Annotated in this window: 24 protein-coding genes and 1 tRNA gene; 5 read left to right on the top strand and 20 right to left on the bottom strand. The window is 29.1% G+C overall.

What is annotated here, in order from left to right:
• The first annotated feature begins 91 nt into the window (after positions 1–91).
• From CC87_RS07385 to CC87_RS07375, 3 genes are all read left to right on the top strand, one after another.
• Positions 92–904, top strand: a complete 813-nt coding sequence (locus CC87_RS07385) for a phosphoribosylformylglycinamidine synthase subunit PurQ (RefSeq protein WP_038057681.1) — start codon at positions 92–94, stop codon at positions 902–904.
• Positions 904–1656, top strand: a complete 753-nt coding sequence (gene tatC / locus CC87_RS07380; RefSeq protein ID WP_051920749.1) for a twin-arginine translocase subunit TatC — start codon at positions 904–906, stop codon at positions 1654–1656. Before CC87_RS07385 ends, tatC begins: the two co-directional genes overlap by 1 nt.
• 78 nt (positions 1657–1734) lie before the next feature.
• On the top strand, positions 1735–4173 hold the full coding sequence (locus CC87_RS07375; protein WP_084222232.1) for a diguanylate cyclase: 2439 nt from the start codon (positions 1735–1737) through the stop codon (positions 4171–4173).
• A gap of 3 nt (positions 4174–4176) precedes the next feature.
• On the opposite strand, the gene CC87_RS07370 is transcribed toward CC87_RS07375, so the two are convergent.
• The 14 genes from CC87_RS07370 to CC87_RS07305 all read right to left on the bottom strand — a co-directional run bounded on the left by CC87_RS07370 (position 4177) and on the right by CC87_RS07305 (position 17926).
• Positions 4177–4725: a MotE family protein gene (locus CC87_RS07370; RefSeq protein ID WP_038057678.1), complete on the bottom strand. Its 549-nt coding sequence runs from the start codon at positions 4723–4725 to the stop codon at positions 4177–4179.
• Positions 4700–5158 (bottom strand): flagellar export protein FliJ, encoded by a 459-nt coding sequence (locus CC87_RS07365; protein ID WP_038057676.1) that lies wholly within the window; start codon positions 5156–5158, stop codon positions 4700–4702. The genes CC87_RS07370 and CC87_RS07365 overlap by 26 nt, the downstream gene beginning before the upstream one ends.
• 1 nt (position 5159) lies before the next feature.
• Positions 5160–6470, bottom strand: coding sequence for a FliI/YscN family ATPase (locus CC87_RS07360; RefSeq protein ID WP_038057674.1), 1311 nt, complete (start codon positions 6468–6470; stop codon positions 5160–5162).
• On the bottom strand, positions 6460–7185 hold the full coding sequence (locus tag CC87_RS07355) for a FliH/SctL family protein (protein WP_038057673.1): 726 nt from the start codon (positions 7183–7185) through the stop codon (positions 6460–6462). The genes CC87_RS07360 and CC87_RS07355 overlap by 11 nt, the downstream gene beginning before the upstream one ends.
• Positions 7178–8188: a flagellar motor switch protein FliG gene (fliG, locus tag CC87_RS07350; RefSeq protein WP_038057672.1), complete on the bottom strand. Its 1011-nt coding sequence runs from the start codon at positions 8186–8188 to the stop codon at positions 7178–7180. Before fliG ends, CC87_RS07355 begins: the two co-directional genes overlap by 8 nt.
• A 3-nt stretch (positions 8189–8191) precedes the next feature.
• Complete coding sequence (gene fliF / locus CC87_RS07345; RefSeq protein WP_038057670.1) at positions 8192–9745, bottom strand: flagellar basal-body MS-ring/collar protein FliF; 1554 nt, start codon at positions 9743–9745, stop codon at positions 8192–8194.
• 19 nt (positions 9746–9764) lie between these two features.
• Complete coding sequence (fliE, locus tag CC87_RS07340; RefSeq protein ID WP_051920746.1) at positions 9765–10049, bottom strand: flagellar hook-basal body complex protein FliE; 285 nt, start codon at positions 10047–10049, stop codon at positions 9765–9767.
• An 18-nt stretch (positions 10050–10067) separates the two neighbouring features.
• On the bottom strand, positions 10068–10478 hold the full coding sequence (gene flgC, locus CC87_RS07335; protein ID WP_038057668.1) for a flagellar basal body rod protein FlgC: 411 nt from the start codon (positions 10476–10478) through the stop codon (positions 10068–10070).
• Between the two features lie 2 nt (positions 10479–10480).
• Positions 10481–10879 carry a flagellar basal body rod protein FlgB gene (flgB, locus tag CC87_RS07330; protein WP_038057667.1) on the bottom strand — a complete coding sequence of 133 codons (399 nt, stop codon included), beginning with the start codon at positions 10877–10879 and terminating at the stop codon, positions 10481–10483.
• 3 nt (positions 10880–10882) lie between these two features.
• On the bottom strand, positions 10883–12238 hold the full coding sequence (locus CC87_RS07325; RefSeq protein WP_038057665.1) for a sigma-54 interaction domain-containing protein: 1356 nt from the start codon (positions 12236–12238) through the stop codon (positions 10883–10885).
• A 2-nt stretch (positions 12239–12240) separates the two neighbouring features.
• Entirely contained in the window at positions 12241–14070 is a 1830-nt protein-coding gene (locus tag CC87_RS07320; protein ID WP_038057663.1) for a tetratricopeptide repeat protein, read from the bottom strand.
• A 36-nt stretch (positions 14071–14106) separates the two neighbouring features.
• The gene (locus CC87_RS07315; protein WP_038057661.1) at positions 14107–15096 is read right to left on the bottom strand and encodes a sigma-54 interaction domain-containing protein; all 990 of its coding nucleotides are present in this window, start codon (positions 15094–15096) and stop codon (positions 14107–14109) included.
• 94 nt (positions 15097–15190) lie between these two features.
• Positions 15191–17023, bottom strand: a complete 1833-nt coding sequence (locus CC87_RS07310) for a hypothetical protein (protein ID WP_038057659.1) — start codon at positions 17021–17023, stop codon at positions 15191–15193.
• 3 nt (positions 17024–17026) lie between these two features.
• A complete protein-coding gene (locus tag CC87_RS07305) occupies positions 17027–17926 on the bottom strand; it encodes an AAA family ATPase (RefSeq protein ID WP_038057656.1) in 900 nt (299 codons plus the stop codon).
• Between the two features lie 159 nt (positions 17927–18085).
• Between CC87_RS07305 and CC87_RS07300 the strand changes: the two genes are divergently transcribed.
• A complete protein-coding gene (locus CC87_RS07300) occupies positions 18086–18334 on the top strand; it encodes a hypothetical protein (protein WP_038057654.1) in 249 nt (82 codons plus the stop codon).
• A gap of 2 nt (positions 18335–18336) precedes the next feature.
• Here the strand turns inward: CC87_RS07300 and rsmD are convergent, their stop codons facing one another.
• The 4 genes from rsmD to CC87_RS07280 form a co-directional block, all read right to left on the bottom strand.
• Positions 18337–18897: a 16S rRNA (guanine(966)-N(2))-methyltransferase RsmD gene (rsmD, locus tag CC87_RS07295; protein WP_051920744.1), complete on the bottom strand. Its 561-nt coding sequence runs from the start codon at positions 18895–18897 to the stop codon at positions 18337–18339.
• Positions 18898–18910: 13 nt separating this feature from the next.
• On the bottom strand, positions 18911–19735 hold the full coding sequence (locus tag CC87_RS07290; protein ID WP_038057651.1) for a spermine/spermidine synthase domain-containing protein: 825 nt from the start codon (positions 19733–19735) through the stop codon (positions 18911–18913).
• Positions 19732–20181: an S-adenosylmethionine decarboxylase family protein gene (locus CC87_RS07285; RefSeq protein ID WP_038057649.1), complete on the bottom strand. Its 450-nt coding sequence runs from the start codon at positions 20179–20181 to the stop codon at positions 19732–19734. Before CC87_RS07285 ends, CC87_RS07290 begins: the two co-directional genes overlap by 4 nt.
• Positions 20182–20288: 107 nt before the next feature.
• A tRNA-Pro gene (locus CC87_RS07280) sits at positions 20289–20362 on the bottom strand.
• A 128-nt stretch (positions 20363–20490) separates the two neighbouring features.
• Here CC87_RS07280 and CC87_RS07275 point away from each other — a divergent pair.
• Positions 20491–21297 carry an NAD(+)/NADH kinase gene (locus CC87_RS07275; protein ID WP_051920742.1) on the top strand — a complete coding sequence of 269 codons (807 nt, stop codon included), beginning with the start codon at positions 20491–20493 and terminating at the stop codon, positions 21295–21297.
• Here the strand turns inward: CC87_RS07275 and CC87_RS07270 are convergent, their stop codons facing one another.
• Together CC87_RS07270 and CC87_RS07265 are read right to left on the bottom strand one after the other, a co-directional pair.
• A complete protein-coding gene (locus CC87_RS07270; protein WP_051920740.1) occupies positions 21298–21621 on the bottom strand; it encodes a YtxH domain-containing protein in 324 nt (107 codons plus the stop codon).
• An 18-nt stretch (positions 21622–21639) separates the two neighbouring features.
• On the bottom strand, positions 21640–22209 hold the full coding sequence (locus CC87_RS07265; protein ID WP_038057648.1) for a DUF948 domain-containing protein: 570 nt from the start codon (positions 22207–22209) through the stop codon (positions 21640–21642).
• Positions 22210–22252 lie beyond the last annotated feature (43 nt).

Genomic DNA, 22252 nt, shown 5'->3' with positions numbered 1-22252 from the left:
ATCTTTGAATTTAAAGTTTTGAAAAATAAAATTTTTGAAATATAATAACTAAATATTAACTATAACCTTAAAAGAAAGGTTTGTAAAGGGAATGAAAAAAGTAAAAGTTCTTGTAGTTTGTGGATATGGGATAAACTGTGAAGTTGAAACAGCTTATGCCTTTAAAATAAATGGTGCTTCACCTGAAATTGTTCATTTATCAGAGATATTTTCAGGAGAAAAAAGAATTATTGATTATCATATTTTATGTTTTCCTGGGGGATTTTTAGATGGAGACCATTTGGGAAGTGCACAAGCCTGTGCTCATAGATTTAGATTTTTAAAAATTAAAGGAAAAATATCTCTTTGGGATGAATTAATGAAATTTTTTAATGAAGGAGGACTAATTCTTGGTATATGCAATGGTTTTCAGCTTTTGGTAAAAACTGGGCTTCTTCCTGGAGGGGAATATTTGGGACAGAGGAAGGTTTCTCTTACTTATAATAATTCTGGTAAATTTGAAGATAGATGGGTTTATCTAAAAGTAAATCCTAATACTCCCTGTATATTTTTAAAAGGTTTAAATGAACTTTATTTACCTATAAGGCATGGAGAGGGTAATTTTGTTCCTGAAAATGAAGAAATTTTAGAAGAGCTAAAACAAAAAAATCAAATAGCTATTCAATATATAGATCCTAAAAGCAAACAACCTACTACAAAATATCCTTATAATCCTAATGGTTCTATAGAAGGTATAGCAGGAATTACAGATCCCACAGGAAGAATTTTTGGTCTTATGCCTCATCCTGAGGCTTTTAATCACTGGACTAATCATCCCCGTTGGACTCGTGAAAAAGAAAAAATAGCCCAAGGACTTCTTGTTTTCAGAAATGCTATAGAATGGGTTAGGGACAATATTCTTTAATGCAAACAAAAAAAATCGCTCAAATTTTAAAGATACTTATAAAACTATGGAAAACTAAAGGTTTTATTTTAATATTTCTATTTTTAATCACTTATTTAACTTTCTTTTGGTCTTCTCCTTATATATTAAATTATTTTCAAAAAACTTATCATCAAAAATTTATTTTCTATAGTGTTTCAGAACCTTTAGTGTCTATTTTAAAATTTTCTTTTGTTTTAACTTTTTTAATCTTTTTCCCTTTAGTTTGGTATGTTTTACTTTTTTCTATAAATTTAATCTACGCATTTAAAAAAAAATTCTTTTGGAGTTTATTTTTTTTAGGTCTATTTTTGTTTTATTTAGGTGCTATTTTTGCCTATGAAGTAACCTTTCCCTTTGGAATAAAATTTCTGTTATCTTTCAGAACTGAGAAAATAGAACCAGCTATTTCTTTGGGGCATTTTGTTAATTTTTTTAGTTTTTTTATCTTGGCTTTTGGCTTGATATTTGAAATGCCTTTATTAATAGCTTTTTTATCTTTAAGTCATATTATCAATCCTTATAAACTAAGTAAATACAGAAAAGAAATTTTTTTTATCATAGTTATTGTAGCAGCTGTAATAACTCCTACTCCAGATGCTTTTAATTTATCCCTTTTAGCTGTTCCATTGTATCTTTTATTTGAATTTGGATTGGTATTAAGTAAATTTTTAAAAAAAGTACATATTTTTTCAGAGATCACAACCATTTCCAAAGAGGAAATCCAAAATTAAAACAAGTCATCTTGACAAATTATAAAAATTTACTAAAGTTTACTTGAAATAAATAATTGTGCAAATAAATGCTATTAAATGTTCAAAATGTTATTCAAAAATCTTTTAACTGGTATTCCTTATCATAAAGCTTTAACAGTCCATAAAAATGCATCCTTAGAAACTGTTCTACAATTAATGAAAAAACATAAGGAAACTTTTTTAATAATTATGGAAGATCATTTTCCCGAAGGCATATTAACGGAAAGAGATATTATAAAACTTTTATATAAAAAAGTTTCTTTAAAAGATAAAATATTTCCTTATATTTCAAAAAATCTTATTAAAATTAAAGAAGATCGTCCTATTGCAGTGGCTATTAATCTCATGGTTGAATATTTTATAAGACGTTTGATAGTGATTGATCACAAAGGTGCTTATAAGGGGGTAATAACCTATGATGATATTATTCAATTTTTAGAAAATGAGCTTTTTAAAAAAGAAATCACATTAAAAGAACTTATTTCAGAAAAACCTTTTTACTATCTTTTTCCAGAAGATAACCTTAATTCAGCATTGGAACTATTAGCTGAAAAAAATATAGGTTCTGTTCCAATTTTAGATAAAAATAAAAAACCTATAGGAATCCTAACCGAAAAAGATTTTCTTTATTTAGCAGAAAATAAAAGTTTAGAAACTCAACTTAAAGATGTTGCTATAAAAAAAGTTTATACCTTAAAAGAGGATGCTCCTATTTCCTCTGCTTTAAATGTATTTAAAAATCAGAATATAAGACATATTATAGTCATTAACAAAAATGGAGAGGCCATAGGAATCATTTCTCAAAGAGATCTGTTATTTTTAGCAAAACATAATTATTCTTATTATATTGAAAATAAATTTAAACAGGCTAAAGATCTTCTTTATATTTTACCTGAAATTGTTCTTGAAATTCTTGATTTAGGGTGTGAACAGGTTATTTTTTGGGGAAATGAAAAAGCTGTTCAGTTATTTGGAAATTATTTAAAAGATAAAAATGTCTTGAATATTTTTGATGAAAATGACTGGTTAAAAATTTATGGAAAACTTAGAAAAGATCAAAATATTTATAGAGAAAAGATTAAAACAAAAGATAAAAAGGTTTTTGAAATTTCAGCATCTTATTTAAAATTACAAATAGAAGGAGAAGGAAGAATTCATTTAGTTTTAAGAGATGTTACTGAAAATTATAATGAATTAAAAAAATTAGAAAAAGAACTTTCAAACATTTATAATATCATAAACTCTGTAGAAGATTTTATCATGGTTGTAGAACCCAAAACTGGAAAAATTAAACTTTATAATCAGGCTATTTTGAAAAAACTTGGTTATTCTGAAGAAGAATTTTCTAAAAAAACTATTTTTGAGATTGTTGATTTACCAAAAGAAGAAATTATAAAAAATATGGAATTAGTAACTTATAAAGGAGTTAATATAAAAGGTGAAAGATTTTATATTACAAAAACAGGAAAAAAAATTCCTGTAGAAATAAGGGTTTCTTCTTTGTTATTAAACAAAGAACCTTATATTGTTATTGTAAGTAGGTATAAAGCTTTAACCAATTTTGATAAATTTATTTCAAATTTAAGTATTTGCAAAACTGAAGAAGAAGCTTATAAGATTTTAGAAAATTTTCTTTTAGACTTTGTGGATACTGTTCATATTTTTGAAATAGACCTTAATATCAATAAAATAATTACTACAAGATTAGCTGGAAAAAAAGAATATTGGAAAGATTGCTTAATTGATACACCTATTTCTTGTAGGGCATTTATAAGTGGTAGATCTGTAATAAAAGAGAAAATTATTTGCCCTTTATCTAATGTACCAGAAAATCTGAATTATATTTGTTTCCCTTTGGTTTTTGAAGGAAAGGTAGTTAACATTATAACTTTAATAAAATCTTCACCATTTTCTGAAGAAAATATTACCTCTTTACAAAACTATTTTAATATATTTACTCCTTATTTTTTTAACCTAAAGCTCTTGAAAATTGCACAAGAAGCCTCTGTAAAAGATCATCTTACAAATCTTTATAATCGCAGATTCTTACAGGAAATTTTAAATAAGGAGTTCTATTTCCATTTAAGGAAAAACCAGCCTTTATCAATAATCCTTCTGGATTTGGATGATTTTAAAAGGATTAATGATATATGGGGACATTTGATTGGGGATAGACTTCTTAAAAAGGTAAGTGAATTGATTTTAAAAAGTATAAGAGCCTCTGATATATGTGGAAGATGGGGAGGAGAAGAATTTTTAATTATTTTACCTTATACTACTAAATTTGAGGCAATGAAAGTTGCTGAAAGATTGAGAAAAAATTTAGAAAACTTTAAATTAGAATTAGAAAATGGTGAAATTATAAAAATTACAGCAAGTTTGGGAATAGCAGAGGCACCAAAAGAGGCTAATTCATTATTAGACCTATTTAAACTGGTTGATAAAAGAATGTATAAAGCTAAAGATTTAGGAAAAAACAGAGTTGTTTTAGATTAAAAATTAATACTCCTTAGGAGGGTATCCTGAAAGGGCTTCAGATAAAGCTGCAGCTTTATCCGGAGGCATAGCACTTAAAATATTAGCTACTTGAGTGCTTTTTAATTGGCTCAAAATTTTTACAGCCATCTCTCTGTCCATATTAAGTAAAACATTGGCAGCTTTTGAAGGCCTCATCTCTGCTACAGCTTTTACTAAAAGCTTGACCTTTTTATCTTGAATCATCTGAAGTTTTTTTAATTTTTCATCTATGGAAGCTTCTAATTCTTTTAAAGCCATCATTTGCTCCTGTATACGCCTTTGTAAAAGTTTTAACTCTTTTTCTTTTGTCTCCATTTTCTTTTCTTTTTCATAAAGGCTTTTTTTTTCAAGTATTAAAATTTCTGAAAACTCTGGAGGACAACCAGTCTTGTTAAATGACTTTTCTTTAGCTTCTAAATTATAAGTATGAAATCCTAATAAAAACAAAATTAAAAAAAATTTAGCTAAACCCAAAATAAATAAAATCCAAAATAAATATTTTATTTTAAAAATCTTTGTTAAATTTTTCATCTTTAAAACCCTGTATTAACACTACCAAATCATCCATTTCCCTATAAAACTTTTTAGTATTTTCAAATAACAAATCTCTTATAGCCTTATCTTTCAAATTTTCCATAACTTTTCTTTCTTTATAAGCCTTTTCTAAAAGTTTATATAAATTTTTGAGTTCTTCCTTTTGAGCATTTATTTTATTATTTAAATTTTCTTGATATTCAAAGATTTTTTCTATTTTAAAAATATAATTTTTGAGTTCTTCAGCAGAAATTAAGTTTTTTTTCTTTAAAATATTATAATTTTCTTTTTTCTGTTTTAAAAGTTCTTGTTTTTCTTTCAAAAGTTTATCTAAATTTATTTTTGCTTGAGTCACACTAAACTTTGCTTGTTCTTCTTGTAAACTCTTATACCAAGTTAGAAGCTTTAAAACTTTTATCTTGTTTTCCATCTTAGTTTCTTATAATATTTCTAAGTAAATTTAAAGACTCTTCTAAAGAATAAGATTCATCTAAATGCTGTTTCAAAAAATTTTTCAAAGGACCTATCAAAGCTAAAGCTCTATCTATTTCAGGATTAGAACCTTTCACATAAGCTCCTATATTAATCAAATCTTCTGCTTTTTTATAAGTTGCTAAAATTGAAATAGTTTCATAAGCCAAATTTAGATGTTCTTCTGGAACTATATCTTTCATAACCCTGCTTATGCTTGCAAGAACATCTATAGGAGGGTAATGTCCTTCATGAGCAAGATCTCTTGATAAAACAATATGTCCATCTACAATACTTCTAACTGCATCCGCAATAGGATCATTAAAATCATCCCCTTCTACTAAAACTGTATAAATACCTGTAATATCTCCTGACCCTAATTTAGGACCTACTCTTTCTAAGAGCTTGGGCAAAATCGCGAAGACTGAAGGAGTATATCCTCTTGCAGTAGGTGGTTCCCCTGAAGCTAAACCTATTTCTCTACCAGCCATACAAAAACGTGTCAAAGAATCCATAAGAAGAAGAACTTTATATCCTTTATCTCTAAAATACTCTGCTAAGGACATAGCATAATAAGCTGCTCTTATTCTAATAGAAGGAGCTTCATCAGAGGTTGCAACAACTACCACAGACCTTTTAAGACCTGTTTCTCTAAGATCTCTTTCTATAAATTCTCTCACTTCTCTACCTCTTTCTCCAATAAGGGCGATTATATTAATATCTGCTGTGGTATATCTGGCAATCATTCCAAGAAGTGTACTTTTCCCTACACCAGAACCAGCCATAATAGCCATTCTTTGACCTCTTCCTATGGTAAGTAAAGCATTTATAGCTTTTACTCCCACATCAAGTACTTCTTTAATAGGTGCTCTTTCTAAAGGTTTCAAAGGTTCTCCATATAAAGGATAAAAATCAGAAGGTTTTGGTTTTGGTTTTGAATCTAAGGACTCTCCCAAAGCATTTACCACTCTTCCTAAAAAATCCTCTCCCACTGGAGCATAAGAAGAACCTAAGGGATAAACTTTAGCTCCTATTTCTACACCCTTTAAGTCTCCTAAGGCTGTAAGCAAAAGTTTATTATCTTTAAATCCTATAACCTCAGCTAAAAGATGAGCATTTTGCCCCTCTATTTTGCATAAATCCCCAACTTTTAAAAAAGGACCCGTACTTTCTATAGTGAGACCCAAGACCTTAGTAACATATCCGTATATTTCAAAGGGAATAAATTTTTCTAATCTTTTTTTATAAAGTTCTAAACTTTTAATTCTCATCTTTTAACAATTCGTCAAGAAGTCTTTGCCATCTTTTTTCAAAAGTTGCATCAATTACACCCAAGGATGTTTCAATAAAAACCCCACCTTTTGAAATGGATTCATCAGGTATAAAATTTATCTTTTTAAAAGTTTTTATATTTTTAAGTAAGTTTTCTTTTAAGTAATTTAGCTCTTCAGGATTAACTTTTATATTAACCTCTATCCCCTCAGCAATATAATTTAATGCTTCTTTAATAATATTTAAAGATATTTCAGGATTTATCTTAATTTCTTTACAAACTATCTTTTCTGCTATATCTATAGCCAGCTTTAAAACTTCTTTATCAAGATTAAGAACTGAATTTTCTGTCTCTTTTTTTAAATTTTTCAAAAATTTTTCTACATCTTTTATTTTTTTATTATATTTTTGTTCTAAACTATCTTTTAAAACTCTATATTCTCTTTCTTTTTCTTTTTGGGCTTTTTCAGAAGCATCTTTATAACCTTTTTCATATCCTTCTAAATACCCTTTTTTTAAACCTTCCTTGTAACCCTTTTCTAAACCTTCTTTTATAGCTTTTTCCTTTAACTTCTCTAATTCTTTTTCTAAATTTATAGACTCTTTCTGAGTTTTTTCAAAAGCAAATTTAAATTTTTCTTCTTTAACAGGATTTAAATCTGGAACCAGAACAGAAAAATTTAAAATTTCTTTATTTTTCAAAATTTTAGACAAATTCTTCTTCTCCTTTGGTAAGAATTATTTTACCTTCTTGTTCTAATTTTTTGGCAATCCTAATGATATTTTGTTGAGCTTTTTCTACCTCACTTATTCTAACAGGTCCCATTATTTCTAATTCTTCTTTTATCAAGTCTGCAGCACGTTTACTCATATTTCTGAAAAACTTTTCTTTAACTTCAGGAGAAGCTCCTTTAAGAGCCAACTTAAGATCATCTGTGGAAATTTCTCTAAGCAGGGTTTGAATAGCAAAATCATCCACATTAATAAAGTCTTCAAAAGTAAATAGATATTTTCTTATTTCTTCAGCTAACTCAGGACTTTCATCTTCTATTTCTGTAAGGACTTCATCTTCAAGTTCTCTACCTGCATGGGATAAAATTTCTGCAGCCTTTTCAGGTCCTCCTATCTTTTTACCCAAAGCCCCTCCTACACTTTGAAGTTCATTTTCTAAAGCTTCACTTATTTCCTTTACAATTTCAGGATCAACTTTACTTAAAGTTGCAATTCTTAATAAGACTTCTGCTCTTATTTTTTCAGGAAGAAATTGTAATATTTGACCAGATAATTCAGGCTCTAAGTGAACTAAAATAATAGCAATTGTTTGAGGGTGTTCATTAGATAAAAAACTGGCTATAGTTTTAGGATCAAGCTTTTTAAGCTTTTTAAAAGTTTCTGGACCCACTTCTTTTTTTATTTCTTCAAAAAGTTCTTTACCTTTTTCTCCATAAGCTTTTATTAAACTTTGTTTAAGAAACTCTTCTGGAGAGACAGTAATATCGCCTAACATTTCTTTAGCTTCTATGTTAGCTTCCTCTAAGACTTTTTTTACAGCCTCAGCAGGAATATATTCAATTTTTGCCATTTCTATACCGATTCTCTTAATATCCTCTTCATCCAAATATTTGTAGACTTCAGAGGTAAACTCATCTCCCATAAGCATTAAAAATATAGCTGCTTTTTGAGGACCTGTTAATTTATTAGGATCCAATTTAGCCATAGATTAATATCCAGCTTCTGCTAAAGCCTTCTTTCTTTCTTCTAAGCTTTCTTCTAAAAGCCATTTTTTAATTAAAACCGCCGCTTTTTCAGGCTGACTTTGTATAATACCCAAAGCTATTTCATGTGGTAAAGGCCCTTCTTTTTCTTCTACCTCACCCTCTACAGTTGGCTTAGTTTCTAATACTTCAGGGGCCTCCTCAGGCACAGGTTTAGGAGAAAGAGCTTTAATCAAAGGTTTTATTACAAAAATGAAGAATAAAATCAATCCAACAAATAATAATATGGGTTTATAAAATTGAGCTACATAATCCATAATTCCAGGTTTTACCACTGGAGGTTTTACAAATGTTTTAGCTTCAACTTTAACTACATCTCCTCTATCAGGATTATATCCTATAGCTCCTTTTACTAAATCTTCAATCCAGGCAATTTTAGCAGTATCATTTCCAGACAATACACTTTTATCAATCAATACTGCTACACTTATTTTTTTAATACTTCCTGGTGAAATTTCAAGGTTTGTTACCTTTTTACTTACATTGTAATTTTTTATAGTTTTTTTATGTAAATAACTTTCTCCTTGAGTTTTACCAGAGGTAGCTTCAAACTTCTGTGCTAAAGACCCTTTTACACCTGGAATCCCTCCTGGAGGATTACCTGTAACTTTTTGTTCTTCTTCGGTTTCCTCAGAAACCACAGCTTTACTTTCAGGATCATAAGTTTCCTCTACTATGTTTTTTTTATCAAAAGAAAGATCTACTGAAACTTGAGCTACAGCTTTTCCATAACCTAAAGCCCTTCCTAAAAGCTCTTCTATTTTATTTTTCAAATCTTCTTCTATCTTTTTCTTATATGCCAATTGAGTAGTCGTAAATTCCTCTTCTTGAGAAGGAAGCTTATAGCTTTTCCCTGTATCAGCATCAATTATAGTAATATTTTGAGGCTCAAGCTTAGGAACAGCACCACTTACTAAATTAATAATCCCTCTAATTTCAGATGGAGAAAGATGGTATCCTGGTTTTAGTCTTATTAAAACTGAAGCCTTGGGAGGCTTTTCCTCCTCAATAAAAAGACTTTCCTTAGGCAAAGCTAAATGAACCCTTACATACTTTATTCCTCTTATACCTTTGATACTTCTTTCAAGCTCTCCTTGCAAAGCTCTTTGATAGTTTACCTTTTCCTGAAACTCTGTTAAACCCATTTGCTCTTTATCAAAAAGCTCAAAACCCGGACCTGTACCTCCAACAAGCCCTTTACCAGCTATTTCCATTCTTAACTCAGGAACTTTTTCCTTGGGCACATATATACTTCCATCAGCCTCTATCTTATAAGGAATTTTTTGAGTTTTAAGGTATTGAATTATCTGATCTGTAGTTTGTTCATCAAGACCTCTATAAAGTAACCCCCAATTTGGTTTTGTTAAAAACCAAATAGTTAAAAATATGGCTAAAGTGAGACCTATGCTTCCTCCTATAAGAGATATTTTTTGCTGTTTATTAAGTTTATTCCAGAACTCTTTCAACTGAGAGGGAAGACTCTTTAAATCTGGAATCATCTATTCTACCTCTAATTCACTAAATTTGCATTCTCATAATTTCCTGATAAGCATCTAAAATTTTATTTCTTATTCTCAAAAGCAATTTAAAATCAAGATCTGCTTTAGATATAGTTAAAGCTACTTGTGAGAGATCCACATCTTCACCTTTTGCCAAAGCCTGAATCATTTGCTCTGCCTGTTTTTGAGAATTGTCAATCTCTTTAATTTTTTCCAAAAGAAAATCTTTAAAATCCGGTATATTTTGCTTTTTTGGGATAATATTATTAAAACCATTTAAATTTAAAGAATTATATATTTTCATAAGATAAACCTCCTAAGTTTATTTTAAAAGGTCTAATGTTCTTAAAGCCATGCTTTTGGCAGTGGATAATACTGTTAAATTAGCTTGATAAGCACGTCCTGCAGAAAGGAGTTCCACCATTTCTGTAATCACATCAACATTAGGATATTTAACAATGCCTCTTTTATCAGCATCTGGATGATTGGGATCATAAACTTCTTTAAAAGGTGCTGGATCATCTACTATATCTGCTACTTCTACTGCTTTTAAATTAGGATCTTTTTCGGAAATAGGCACAGCCTTTAGAATTACATCTTTAGCTCTATAAGGCCCTCCTTCTAAAGTTCTTGTAACCTGAGCATTAGCAATATTGGTAGCAGATATACTTAATCTAACTCTCTGTGCATATAAACCACTTCCTGATATTTTAAAAATATCCAATAATCCCATAATTATCTACCTCCTTCTGTTATTGCTTCTTTTAATCTTTCTATTTCCTTAGCTAAAGCCTGTAAAGTTGCTTCATACAAAACCTGATTTTGAATAAGTTCTGTTATCTCTTCTTCAAGACTCACATTATTGGGAGTCCCAAGAGTATTTTCTTTATATGTCTCTGCAATTTCTTTAATACTTGTAGGTTTTCCGGTGATATGTTTAGGATTGGTTGTTTTTAGAGGTAAACCCTTATTTGAAAGATAAGCTTGCATTACCTTTTCAAAAGGTATATCCTTTCGCCTATAACCAGGAGTATCTACATTTGCAATATTAGAAGCTAAAAGAGAATGTTTATAAGATCGCAGTTTCAATGCCTGTTTGGCTATATTAAAAGTTTTTTCAAATATTCCCCACATTGTTCAAATCCTTTTTAATAATCCCTGTTCTTCATACTGTTTAAGTTTGTTTCTTAAAGTTCTTACAGTTATTCCTAAAAGTTCTGCAGCTCTGGTTTTATTACCTTTACAAATTTCTAAAGCTTTTAAAATAGCTTCTCTTTCTAATTCAGCTAAGGATTTTATTTCTATATTATTTAAAGCAAAGTTTATGCCTGTTTTAGAAGAGGTTTTTTGCAATTCCTGAAAATTTTCCTGAGAAAAGGGATCTGTTAAATATCTGACATCTATCATGGTATTTTCACAGGTAAGCACTGCTCTTTCTATCATATTTTTTAGTTCTCTTACATTACCGGGAAAATCATAGTTTTTTAAAAAATTGAAAGCAGAATCAGTAAAACCTTTAATATTTTTATTATATAAACGGGAAAATTTTTCCAGAAAAAAATTGGCTAAAAGCTCTATATCTTCTTTTCTTTCTCTTAATGGCGGAATTTTGACAGTTATGACATTAATTCTATAATAAAGATCTGCTCTAAACCTTCCTTCTTTAACCTCTTTTTCAATGTCTCTATTAGTAGTAGAAACCAATCTAATATCAACTTTTATAGGCTGATAACCTCCCAAACGATCTACCTCTTCTTCTTGAAGAACTCTTAAAAGTTTACTTTGTAATTGGGGTTGCATTTCTGTAATTTCATCCAGAAGGAGAGTTCCGCCATCTGCGATTTCTATTTTTCCTTTTTTTCTAAAAGTTGCTCCTGAAAAAGCACCTTTTTCATATCCAAAAAGTTCTGATTCTAAAAGAGTATCAGGAAGGGCTGCACAATTGATAGCTATAAAAGGACCATATTTTCTTGGACTTTTTTGATGTATAAATTTGGAAAGAAGTTCTTTTCCTGTTCCGGATTCACCAATTAAAAGAATAGGAGCTTTACTTTGAGCTATGGTCTCTAATTTTCTAAGAATTTGTAACATATAGGGATTTTTAGTAAGAAAAGTCTCTTCCTGCCATAGAATTCTTTTATCTTCCAAGGCATAAAGAATAGCTTTTTCTATTATTTCTAAAGGAGTGGAAAGCAACTTAAAATCATAGGCTCCTTTCTTAATAAATTCTATAGCATATTCTAAATCCGCTTTTTCTGCCAAAAATATAATTGTTTTAAACCCTAATTTAAAAAATTTATCCACTATATTGGGATTTTTGGTCTCTTCTAAGGAAAGTTCATAAACCAAAACATCTATAGAATCAGGGTCCAGCGATTTATAATCAACCTCTGAAGGTTTAAAATAAAAAATCTTTAGTCCTCTTTCTTCTAAGGATTCTTTTAATAACTTTATTTCTAAACTGTTTCCAATTAAACAAATTTTACCTTTCATAATTAAAATACTAATTGATGAGATTTCTCTACTAATTCCTTTAATTTTTCATAACTTCTGGCAAGTTCATTTTCATATTCTGAACCCTCTTTTAGATCTTCCCAGATTTTATCTGCTTTCCTTACCTCTCCTTTTCTTTCTAAATAATAAGCCTCAATCCATTTTATAGTGGTATTCTTAGGAAATTTTTCTTTAGAAACTTTAAGAATTTCTTCAAAAAGATCAGAATTTTTGTAAAAAGTTTCTAAAAGTAAAAAGGCATAATCTTCAGGTTTTGCTTTAAAAATAGGATTATTTACATAATCAAAAGCTTTTTGATAGTTCTTTAAAGCTATAGCTCTGTCTCTTAATACTCTAAGGAGTTGTTCTTTATAAAACTCAGGTAAAGAGGATTTTAAAGCCTTTTTTAAATAATAATCAGCTTTGTTTAAATTTTTTTGTGCTTCGTAAATAGCTCTTAAATAAAAATAAAAAGGATCTGAATTTAAAAATTTTTCTTTATATTTAGATATTAAATAACCAAAAAGATCTTTAAATAAACTATATTCTCCGGTTTCAAAAGCTGTTAAACTTAGCTTTAAAATTAAGTCTGATTTGTCTTTATTAGACACACCAAGTTCATAAGCAGTTATAAAATTATAAGCCCCTTGATTATAAAAATTATAATCCAAAAGTAAACTTCCCAAGATATAATAGGGATCTCCACATTTAGTTTTTTGCAGATATTCTTTGTCTTCTTTTTCTATCTCAAGAATTTCTTTTAATTTTTTCCTTTTATAATCTTTTTCAAAAATGGTAGTTATAGCTTTGCAATAAAATTTAGAAGCAGTTTTTACAAATGGACTTTCAGGATAATTTTTTATAAAATCTTTAAAAGCTTTCCTTAGCATTTTATGATTTTTCATATCTCTATAAATTTTTATTTCTAAAATTTGAGCTTCCTCTGCTATTTTTTCCTTGGGATATCTCAGTTTAATCTCTGCAATATAAAAAATCAGATCTTCTATCATCTTTTTAGGAACTAATTCTTTGGCAAGAATTTTTTCATAGGCTATCTGATAAAGTCTGAATTTGGATAAAAGAGCCTCTTTGGTTCCATCCCATTGAGTAATTATCAATTTATAAAGAACCTTGGCTTGTTCTCTTTTCTCCTTTTTAAAGTACCCTTCAGCCAGTTTAAATAAAAGCTGAGGAGCTTCTTTTATATTTCCATAGACATTTATATAATAAAAAATTTCATTTTTAGCTTTTTCCAATTCACCTAAATTTAACAAGTAAAAACTTTTTATTCTATGTATTTCTCCTAAAATTTTTTTTAATAGATTTTTATTAAGTTTTTTAGTTTCTTCCAGAGGAAGAGCTTTTAAATAACATAAAAGAGCTTGAGCTTCTTGTGTAAAACTTTTACCACAATAGGATTTACTAAAATCTTCCAATTCTTTTTTTAAATTTTTGGTTTTTTCCATTATTATTAAAGCTTTAATTTTTATCAATTCTGCTTTACAAGCCTCAAAAGATCCCCTTTTAACTGAAATTACCTTTTTAGCGAAATTTATAGCCTCTTTTGGATAACCTAACTGAAGATAGCTTTCTGCTATTATAAGATTCTCTTCTGGTCTTAAGTAAAATATAGGAGGAATCTGTTTTACCAGAGTAATAATTTTTTTATAATTCTTTTTAGAATATGCTAATTTAATTTGTTTAACTATTTTTTCTCCTTTTATTTGATATTTAAATTTAAAAGGCAGATTAGATACTTCCTGAGAAAAAATTTCACTTATTAATAAAATATTTATTAAAATTGAAAATATAAATAGTTTTGAGATTTTCATATTTCAAGTATAAATGGAGCAAAATTTATACCTATTTTATGTTAAATTGTATTTTTTAAGTTTCTCAATGAAGGTCGTTCTATTGAGTCCAAGAAGTTTAGCAGCTCTGGTTTTGACACCCTTAGACAATTCCAAAGCTCTTTTGAGATAAAACATTTCTATTTCTCTTAGAATTTTATTAAGTTCTACACCCTCCTCTGAAATTTCAGGAATATTAAGAGATTTAAGCAAAACATATTTATCTTCAACAAGATTATCTTCCATATTTCTAAAAGCTAAAGGTTGAGGAAATAATTCCTCCTCTTCAATTATATTGCTTTCAGAAAGTATTACTACTCTTTCTATAAGGTTTTCCAATTCTCTTACATTTCCAGGCCAAGAGTAATTTATAAGAGCTTTTATAGCTTTTTCAGAAAATTTTTTTTCTTCTATTCCTTCTCTCTGACAGATTTTTTTTAGAAAAAAATTAGCCAAAAGAGGAATATCTTCTTTTCTTTCTCTAAGAGGTGGGATTTTAATAGGTATTACATTTAATCTATAAAATAGATCCTCTATAAAATTTCCCTTTTCAACTTCTTTTTCTAAATCTTTATTAGTAGCAGCTATAATTCTAACTTCTACTTTAATAGGGTGATCACTTCCTAATCGTTCAACTTGTTTTTCTTGCAAGACTCTCAAAAGTTTAGCTTGTAATTTTGGACTAAGGTCTCCTATTTCATCAAGGAATAAAGTTCCTTTATGAGCCAACTCAAATTTACCTGGTTTACTTTTTATAGCACCTGTAAAAGCACCTTTTTCATATCCAAAAAGTTCTGCTTCCAGAAGTTCTTCAGGAATGGCAGCACAATTGATAGCTACAAAAGGACCTTCTCTTTTACTACAAAAATGAATATACTTAGCTAAAACCTCTTTCCCTGTTCCTGATTCTCCTAATAGAAGTACAGTACTTGAAGAAGGAGCCACCTTTTTAGCCAGTTTATATACCTGTTGCATTAAAGGATTTTTAGTCTCTAAAAGATAAGCCATATTTCTATTATATCATATTTTTGACATATATGTCAATATTTTGAATACACCAAACCAAAAATTACCACTTCGTAAGTGGTAATTTGGTATTTTGTTATTTATTTATATACTTATGAGCGTAAGATCTTACATAATGTCCTTCCAAAACATGAAAAATGCGAATTTTTTCTAATAATGTTTTGGAAAAAGATCCTATAGGAATAAAAATAATTTTTTTTCCTTGAAAATTAGCAAAACGTTTAACCAATTGACTGGGAGGCTTTTTGGCTATATAAACTATATATTTTTCTAAACTATAATCTATACCTGCTAAAAGTAATCTTTCTGCTTTATTTTCTGCTATATCAAAATAAGAATCTTCCCAAACATCATATACCCTCATAGGAGGATAGGTAAGCATAAAACCGCCGTATTTGGCCTTGGCTATACCTGGGCCTACTATATTTAAAGAAGGATCAGTAGCATAAAAAGCCATATCAGATTCCTGATGATGTTCTCCATGCCAAGTAAAATTCCAAGGGTATCTTTCCCTTCCTGTCACAGGATTTGGATCCTCTTCAAAAATAATAACTATAGAACCTGCTTTGGCATGAGTTTGAGGATCTTCTTTTACATAGGGTGTCTCTTCAAAAATCCATTTCCTTATTGTCTCTCTTATATCAAGTCCATCTTTAAGAGAGGTTGTAAAAGGCTCTATTTTTCTGAGATTTTCTGTAATAACTCTTAGTCCCTTTTCCATTGCTTTTTTGCCAAAAGTCTCTACTATTATATCCTCAGGAGGAAAAGAACATATTACCTTTCCTGAAAAACTTTGGACTAAATTTCGCCTTTCTTCTCTTGTAGTAAATCTTTTTAAAAATCTCAAACAACTTCTTATACTCTTTATTTTCCGAAAAAGTCTCAATTTTTTAGTAGGAAGATTTAATTCCTCAGCAGAAAGTTTTAAAACTGGATAATATTTCTTTTCATTTTGCAAATCATAATACGTAGCAATTTCCCAAAGCCAGAAAGCAAATTCATCTCCTCCAATACCTCTTGCTGTTAAAACAAGATCAAAAAGATCTGGTATATAACGCCCTTTTATTAAAAGAAAATTCCTTAAAAACTGCCCAAAAACATTAAAATCTCTAATAGAAAGCTGTATTCCTGTTTCCTTTCTATATTTTTCCTGAGCCTTTTCTATAATCTCTTCATAAAGAGTAATTCTATCTAAATAAAATTTAGAATTTTCCAAAAACTTCTTACGATTTTTTTCATAAGCACTCTGAAAATAAGCAGGCTCTGAAAGAAGTTCTCTTATACTCTGAGTATGCAAAGAAAATATTTCTATATTCTTGGGAATATCTTTTGGAAGATATAAAAGACCTGAAGCATTTTTAAAAGCTTCCAAGACACTTTTTAGCTGATAAAAAGGTAAGATAATAGCTATAGAAGAATATTTAGAAACAAGTTCAAAGACTCTCTCTCCTATAAATTTTTCTCTTTGGGTTATATGTTTTGGTAAAAAAGAAAAAACTTTTTCAGTATACCTTTTATATCCCCAATTTTTTATAAGATAAAGGGGAAGAGGTGGTTCTATTATTTCTTGAAAAGGGGTTTCCTTAGGAAGATCTATAAAAGAAAGTATAATATTATTAGATAAAGCAAACCTTGTTCCTTCTACCAAAGCACAGATAGGAGAAATTAAAAGATATTCCATTTCATTGGTTTTATATGTCAAAGTTAAAACATAAATATCAGGAAGACCATTTACAGCTTCTATCCATTTATCCTTAACAAAAAAAGGTAAAGTTAATGCAACTACTTGGGGTTTTATTTCTGAAAGTGTTTTTAAAATAGCTTGAGTTGTTTCTAAATTTTCTGGGAAAAAAGGTAAAAAATAAAGAATTGAAGTTTTATTCTGAAAGGTGTATTCAATTTTTAGCATATTTTAATCTAAGGGATAAAGCAAGGGCTTCCCAGCTTTACTTTTTCCTTTATTTTCTATAAATTCTTTAAAATAAACTAAGGCTTGTTGTCCTAAAATCAAAGAAATAGCCTCTTTAAGAAGATCTAAAGGCTCTTTAGAGGTGTTAGAAGAATTATTTTTAAGAAAAGCCAATTTTTTAAGAACATATCTTCCTATACTAACTCCATCTCTTATACTATAAGGTTCTCCATACTCATGAGTTATTTGTAAAAATTTAACTATATAATCAAGCAGACCTTCTTCTAACCAGGGTAGATTTGTTTTTAAGATAGCTTTTTCTTCTTCATAGCTTGGGAAATCAATAAATATTTGAGGTTGAAGTCTGGATTGAATATATTCTGGAAGTTCAAAAGTAGATGCATCTTCATTCATAGTTACACAGAGTCTAAAATCTGGATGGGCTTTTATTTTTATTCCAGCAATAATAGATTCCACATAACGCCTGGCATCAAGAAGAGGAGCTAAAGATGCCCATGATTTTTCACTCATTCTATTAGCCTCATCTATAATAGCAACTCCGCCTTTTATCATTGCTGTTACTATAGGACTTGCTACATAACGAATTTTTTTATCTTCAGAAATCACAGGTGTTATAATAAGATCTTCTGGTCTGGTATCTACTGTAGCCTGGAAAATATAGACTTCTTTATTTAATCTTTTAGCAGCAGCATAAGCCAAAGTAGTTTTTCCTACCCCTGGTTTTCCCACTAAACGAGGAGTAAGCGGAATATCTTTTTCATCTAAAACAAACCAACAAGCTAAAATTTGTTCAATAATATCCTCTTTATTATACAAAGGTATATTCAACTCATCAGGATGAGCTAAATATAAAGTAACTCCATCTATAATTACTGTATCCATATTTTATATTTTAAACCCTTTTTATAAAAAAACATCCCTTTGTAAAATAATAAAAAAATCCTGTCTTCCTCTTGGAATTTTTTAAAATTTGATTATATTTTTAATATCTCTCACGATTTTTTCTCTTGCTGATAAGATCTGTCTTTAAGGAGGGGAAAAATGCGTTTATTAGTTTCTCTTGATGGAGAAAAATGCTGGTGCATAGGAAATACTGTAAAAGCTCTGCAACAGCTTATTGATAAAGCCAAAGATAAATCTTCAATAAAATTACTTACAGTATTTTACGATAGTACCAAAGAAAAACGCCGTTTTAAAAGAGAAATGCGTAAAGCTGGAGGAGATTTGATAAAAGCTGCTCAAAATTATTTAAACTGGTGGAATATTATACAAAAGCGCAAAGAAAATTAGAATTATTGAGAAAAGCTGTAAAAATATAAAGAAGTTTCTCCATAAGTTCGTTTTTGTAGGAGTTCTAAATTATTAATTTTTTCTGGAAGTTGTATATCAGTATGTTCTTCTGTAATTATTATAGGTTCCGTAGCTAATAAAAACTCTGGAAAAGTTTCTAAAGTTTTTAATGCAAGATTTTTTTTATAAGGGGGAGTTATAAAAACTAAATTAAAAAAATTTTTATAATTTTTAGAAAGTTTAATAAGACCATCTGGAAGTTTTAATTTATAAACCTGAGCTTTATCTTGTAATTTAAATTTTTCAAGATTTTTTTTAATAAGAGAAATACTGAGAGAGCTGTAATCTACAAAAACCGCAAAATCTGCACCTCTTGAAAGTGCTTCTATACCCAAAGCTCCTGTTCCTGCAAAAAGATCCAGAACTTTCCAATTAGAAAGTGTTTGTCCCAAAATATCAAAAATAGCTTTTCTAATTCTACTTCTTAAAGGACGAATTTCTAAAATTTTAGGAGGAGGTAAAAAAAGCTTTTGTCCTTTTAAAAAGCCTCCTGTAATTTTCAAGAAATAGATCCTTTTATTCTGAAATAAGTTTTAGCCATGTATTAGGAAGAGTAAAATAATAAGGATTAAGTCCTGGATAATAATATTTTCCTTTAAAAATCTGTTTAGGGTTAAACCAATCCTTAGGTTCTTTAGTAGCTAAGAAAAAAGCTATTTCTTCTCCATAGCAGGGGACATAAGCTCTTATTATTTTAACTAAAGGAAAAGCAGATTTTATTAATGGATAAGATTCTTTTATAACATGAGGAAAATAAACAGGTAGGCTTGCTTGCTGGATAAAAACACCATAAGGTTTGAGAACTCTTTTAGCCTCTTGGTAAAATTCCAGAGTATATAAAGTTTTGGCAGGTCCTACAGGATCTGTGCAATCCACTATAATTAAATCAAAACTCTCTGAAGGACATTCTTTTAATCCAAGAAGCCCATCTTTTATAATAAAATTTACCTTAGGATCAGAATAATCTCCTGAAATCTTAGGAAAATATTTTTGGCAGAGTTCAAAAACATTAGTATCTACTTCATACTGAATGACTTTTTTAATGGAAGGAATTTTTTGAAGTTCTCTTAAAACACCACCATCCCCACCACCAATGATAAGAACTTCTTCAGGTGGGGATGGGAGTAAACTTGCTGGAAGATAGGTTATAGTTTCATGATATATAAATTCATCTCTTTCGGTAAACTGAACAATTCCATCTAAAACAAAAAAATAACCCCATGAAGGATTTTTGAATATTTGTATCTTTTGCAAATTAGTTTCTTCAAAAACTAATTCAACTTTATAAGCATGCCCAAAATCTTTAAAAATCTTTTCCCTCCACCAGAAATTCCCAGTCAAGTTTCTCCTCCCTCTCCATTAGCTCTGTCTTCAGAAATACCTCTGACTATTTCAGCTATGTAAATATTTTTTGGTTTTAAATTTTCTTGCAATTTTTTTAAAATTTTATAGGCATCTTCTTTACTTTCTGCCAAAATATCTATAGCACCATATCCATTTTCAGGCCAAGTATGAATATAAATTTGTGCTGTACCTGAATTTACCTGAGCAGAAACTCCAAAAGGCTGAAATTGATAACTAATAGCATGAATATCTCTTTTTTTACCGTTAAAATTTAAAGCAGATTTTAAAGCCTTTTCTACTGTTTTAGCTTCAGCTAAGGTATCAAATGGACATTCCCAGAATTCAGCAATAAGATGATACCACCAGATACATCGTTTTAATGCACCTTGCTGGGTAGGATATACTTGTAACTTTTCAACCTGGCAAAGGGCTTCTGTTCTCATAGCTCACCTCCCCCCAGGCAAGGTGCCCGGTTATTATTTATTTTATTTTTACGGTGGCATAATTATAAACTATTTTAAAAATTTTTAAAATATCCAAATAAAAAAAATCGGGACGGGCGGATTTGAACCGCCGACCCCCCACACCCCAAGCGGGTGCGCTTCCAAGCTGCGCTACGTCCCGATTATTTAGACAATAAAAGCCTATTAGATATTTTTAATAATAAAAAATCTTTGCCATTTGTCAAGAGCTTTTAAATAAAAAAATCTTATAAACCTTGCATATTTCTTTAAAAAAAGTAAAATTTTTTTATGCTTAGATTTCTATTTATAAAAAAAGAACTCATATCCTTCCCTTCTGTTCTTAAAGAACTTCAGGAGCAAAAAAAAATCTCTTTAATCCATATAGAAGAGGCTTCTACTTTAAGCCCTGAAGATTTAAAAGATATTACTGCTATTTTAGTTCTTGGTGGAGATGGCACATTCCTTAGAGCAGTTCCCTATGCTTATAAATATGACCTTCCTATTCTTGGTGTTAATATGGGAAATTTTGGTTTTCTTACAGAAACTTATATAAATGAACTCCCTGAAACCTTGAATGCTTTAAAAAATAATAAAATAAAATTTGAAGAAAGGAGCCTTCTAAAAATAATCTATGAAAATCAAAGTTTTGTTGCTTTAAATGAAGGAGCTATTATGAAAGGCACTCTTGGGAAAATAATATACCTCACTCTTAAAATTGAAAATATAGAAGTTACAACTATTTATGGAGATGGCTTAATTATCTCCACTCCCACAGGTTCTACTGCCTATAATTTATCTGCAGGAGGTCCTATAGTTCATCCAGAGTCTAAAGTCTTTATATGCACACCTATATGTTCCTTTAAAATAAATATGAAGCCTTTTATAATTCCTGATCATTATAACTTAGAAATAATTTTAGAAAAAAAGAAACAATCTAAAAACGAAGAGGTCCATCTTTTAATTGATGGTCAAACCAATTTAATCATAAAAGAAAATAAACCTCTTCGTTTTCAGAAAGCTGAAAAAACTTTGAAAATAATCCCTTCTATTAAAAGAAATTATTTTCAAATTTTAAAAAACAAATTTCATTGGTAATTAAACCTCTTCCTCTTTTTTAAGAAGTTTAGAAGCTAATTCTTCTTTTTTTTCTTTAACGGTTTCTTTACTTTTTTCCAAAACTTCTTTTACCTCTTCTTTTTTAGCCTCAAGAATCTCTTTTGCTTTAACACTTAACTCATCAGCTTTTGCTTTAAGTGTTTCAGCTTCAGCTTTTACTTTTTCTACTGTTTCTTCCAATTCATTTTTAATCTTTTTCCTAATCTCAGGACCACTTGTAGGAGCTAAAAGTAAACCTGCTATACCTCCCACAATCACACCAGCTAAAAATGCTACACATACCTTTGTTGCATTTCCTTCCATATTAACACCCCCTTAAAATTATTTTTTAAATGCTAAGATTTTCTTTATATTTTCTCTAAAAGTCCTTAATCCTTCTGTTATAGACACTATTTCTATATAAAAATTTTTCACTTGATTATTTAAGGAATCTACAAAAAGTTTGGTAGTATTTCCCAAATCACTCACAGATTTTATCAAAGGATCTAAAGAATCTACAGCTTCTTTAGCTTTATTTGTTATAGCTTTAACATTATTTATAGTTTCTTTAGTTTCTAAGGACATATCTTTTACTTCATCTGTTACGACTTCTATTTGACTTTTTAAAAATTTGTTAAAATCTTTTACAGTATCTCCTAATTCTTCTATTATTTTAGGAAGAATCCTTAAGTTTATAATAAGATCATTGGTATTATTTAAAGTATTATTCAAAATACTAAAACTTTCATTAGCAGTTTGGGTTGTATTTTTTAGATTTTCTAAAATTGGATTTAAATTATCCAGTTTTTCATTTATTTTATTAACTGTTTGATTTAATTTTATAAACCAGAAAATAGCAACACCAACCAATACAATAGACAAAATTATCAAAATATAGATTAAAGTATCCATAGTTTGACTCCTTTAATAAAATCTTACATCTTAAAATATAAGA

The organism is Thermodesulfobacterium hydrogeniphilum, from assembly GCF_000746255.1.
GTDB classification, from domain to species: Bacteria; Desulfobacterota; Thermodesulfobacteria; order Thermodesulfobacteriales; family Thermodesulfobacteriaceae; genus Thermodesulfobacterium; species Thermodesulfobacterium hydrogeniphilum.
The sequence above is the reverse complement of the archived record's forward strand: the minus strand, read 5'-3'. Positions and strand labels throughout refer to the sequence as shown.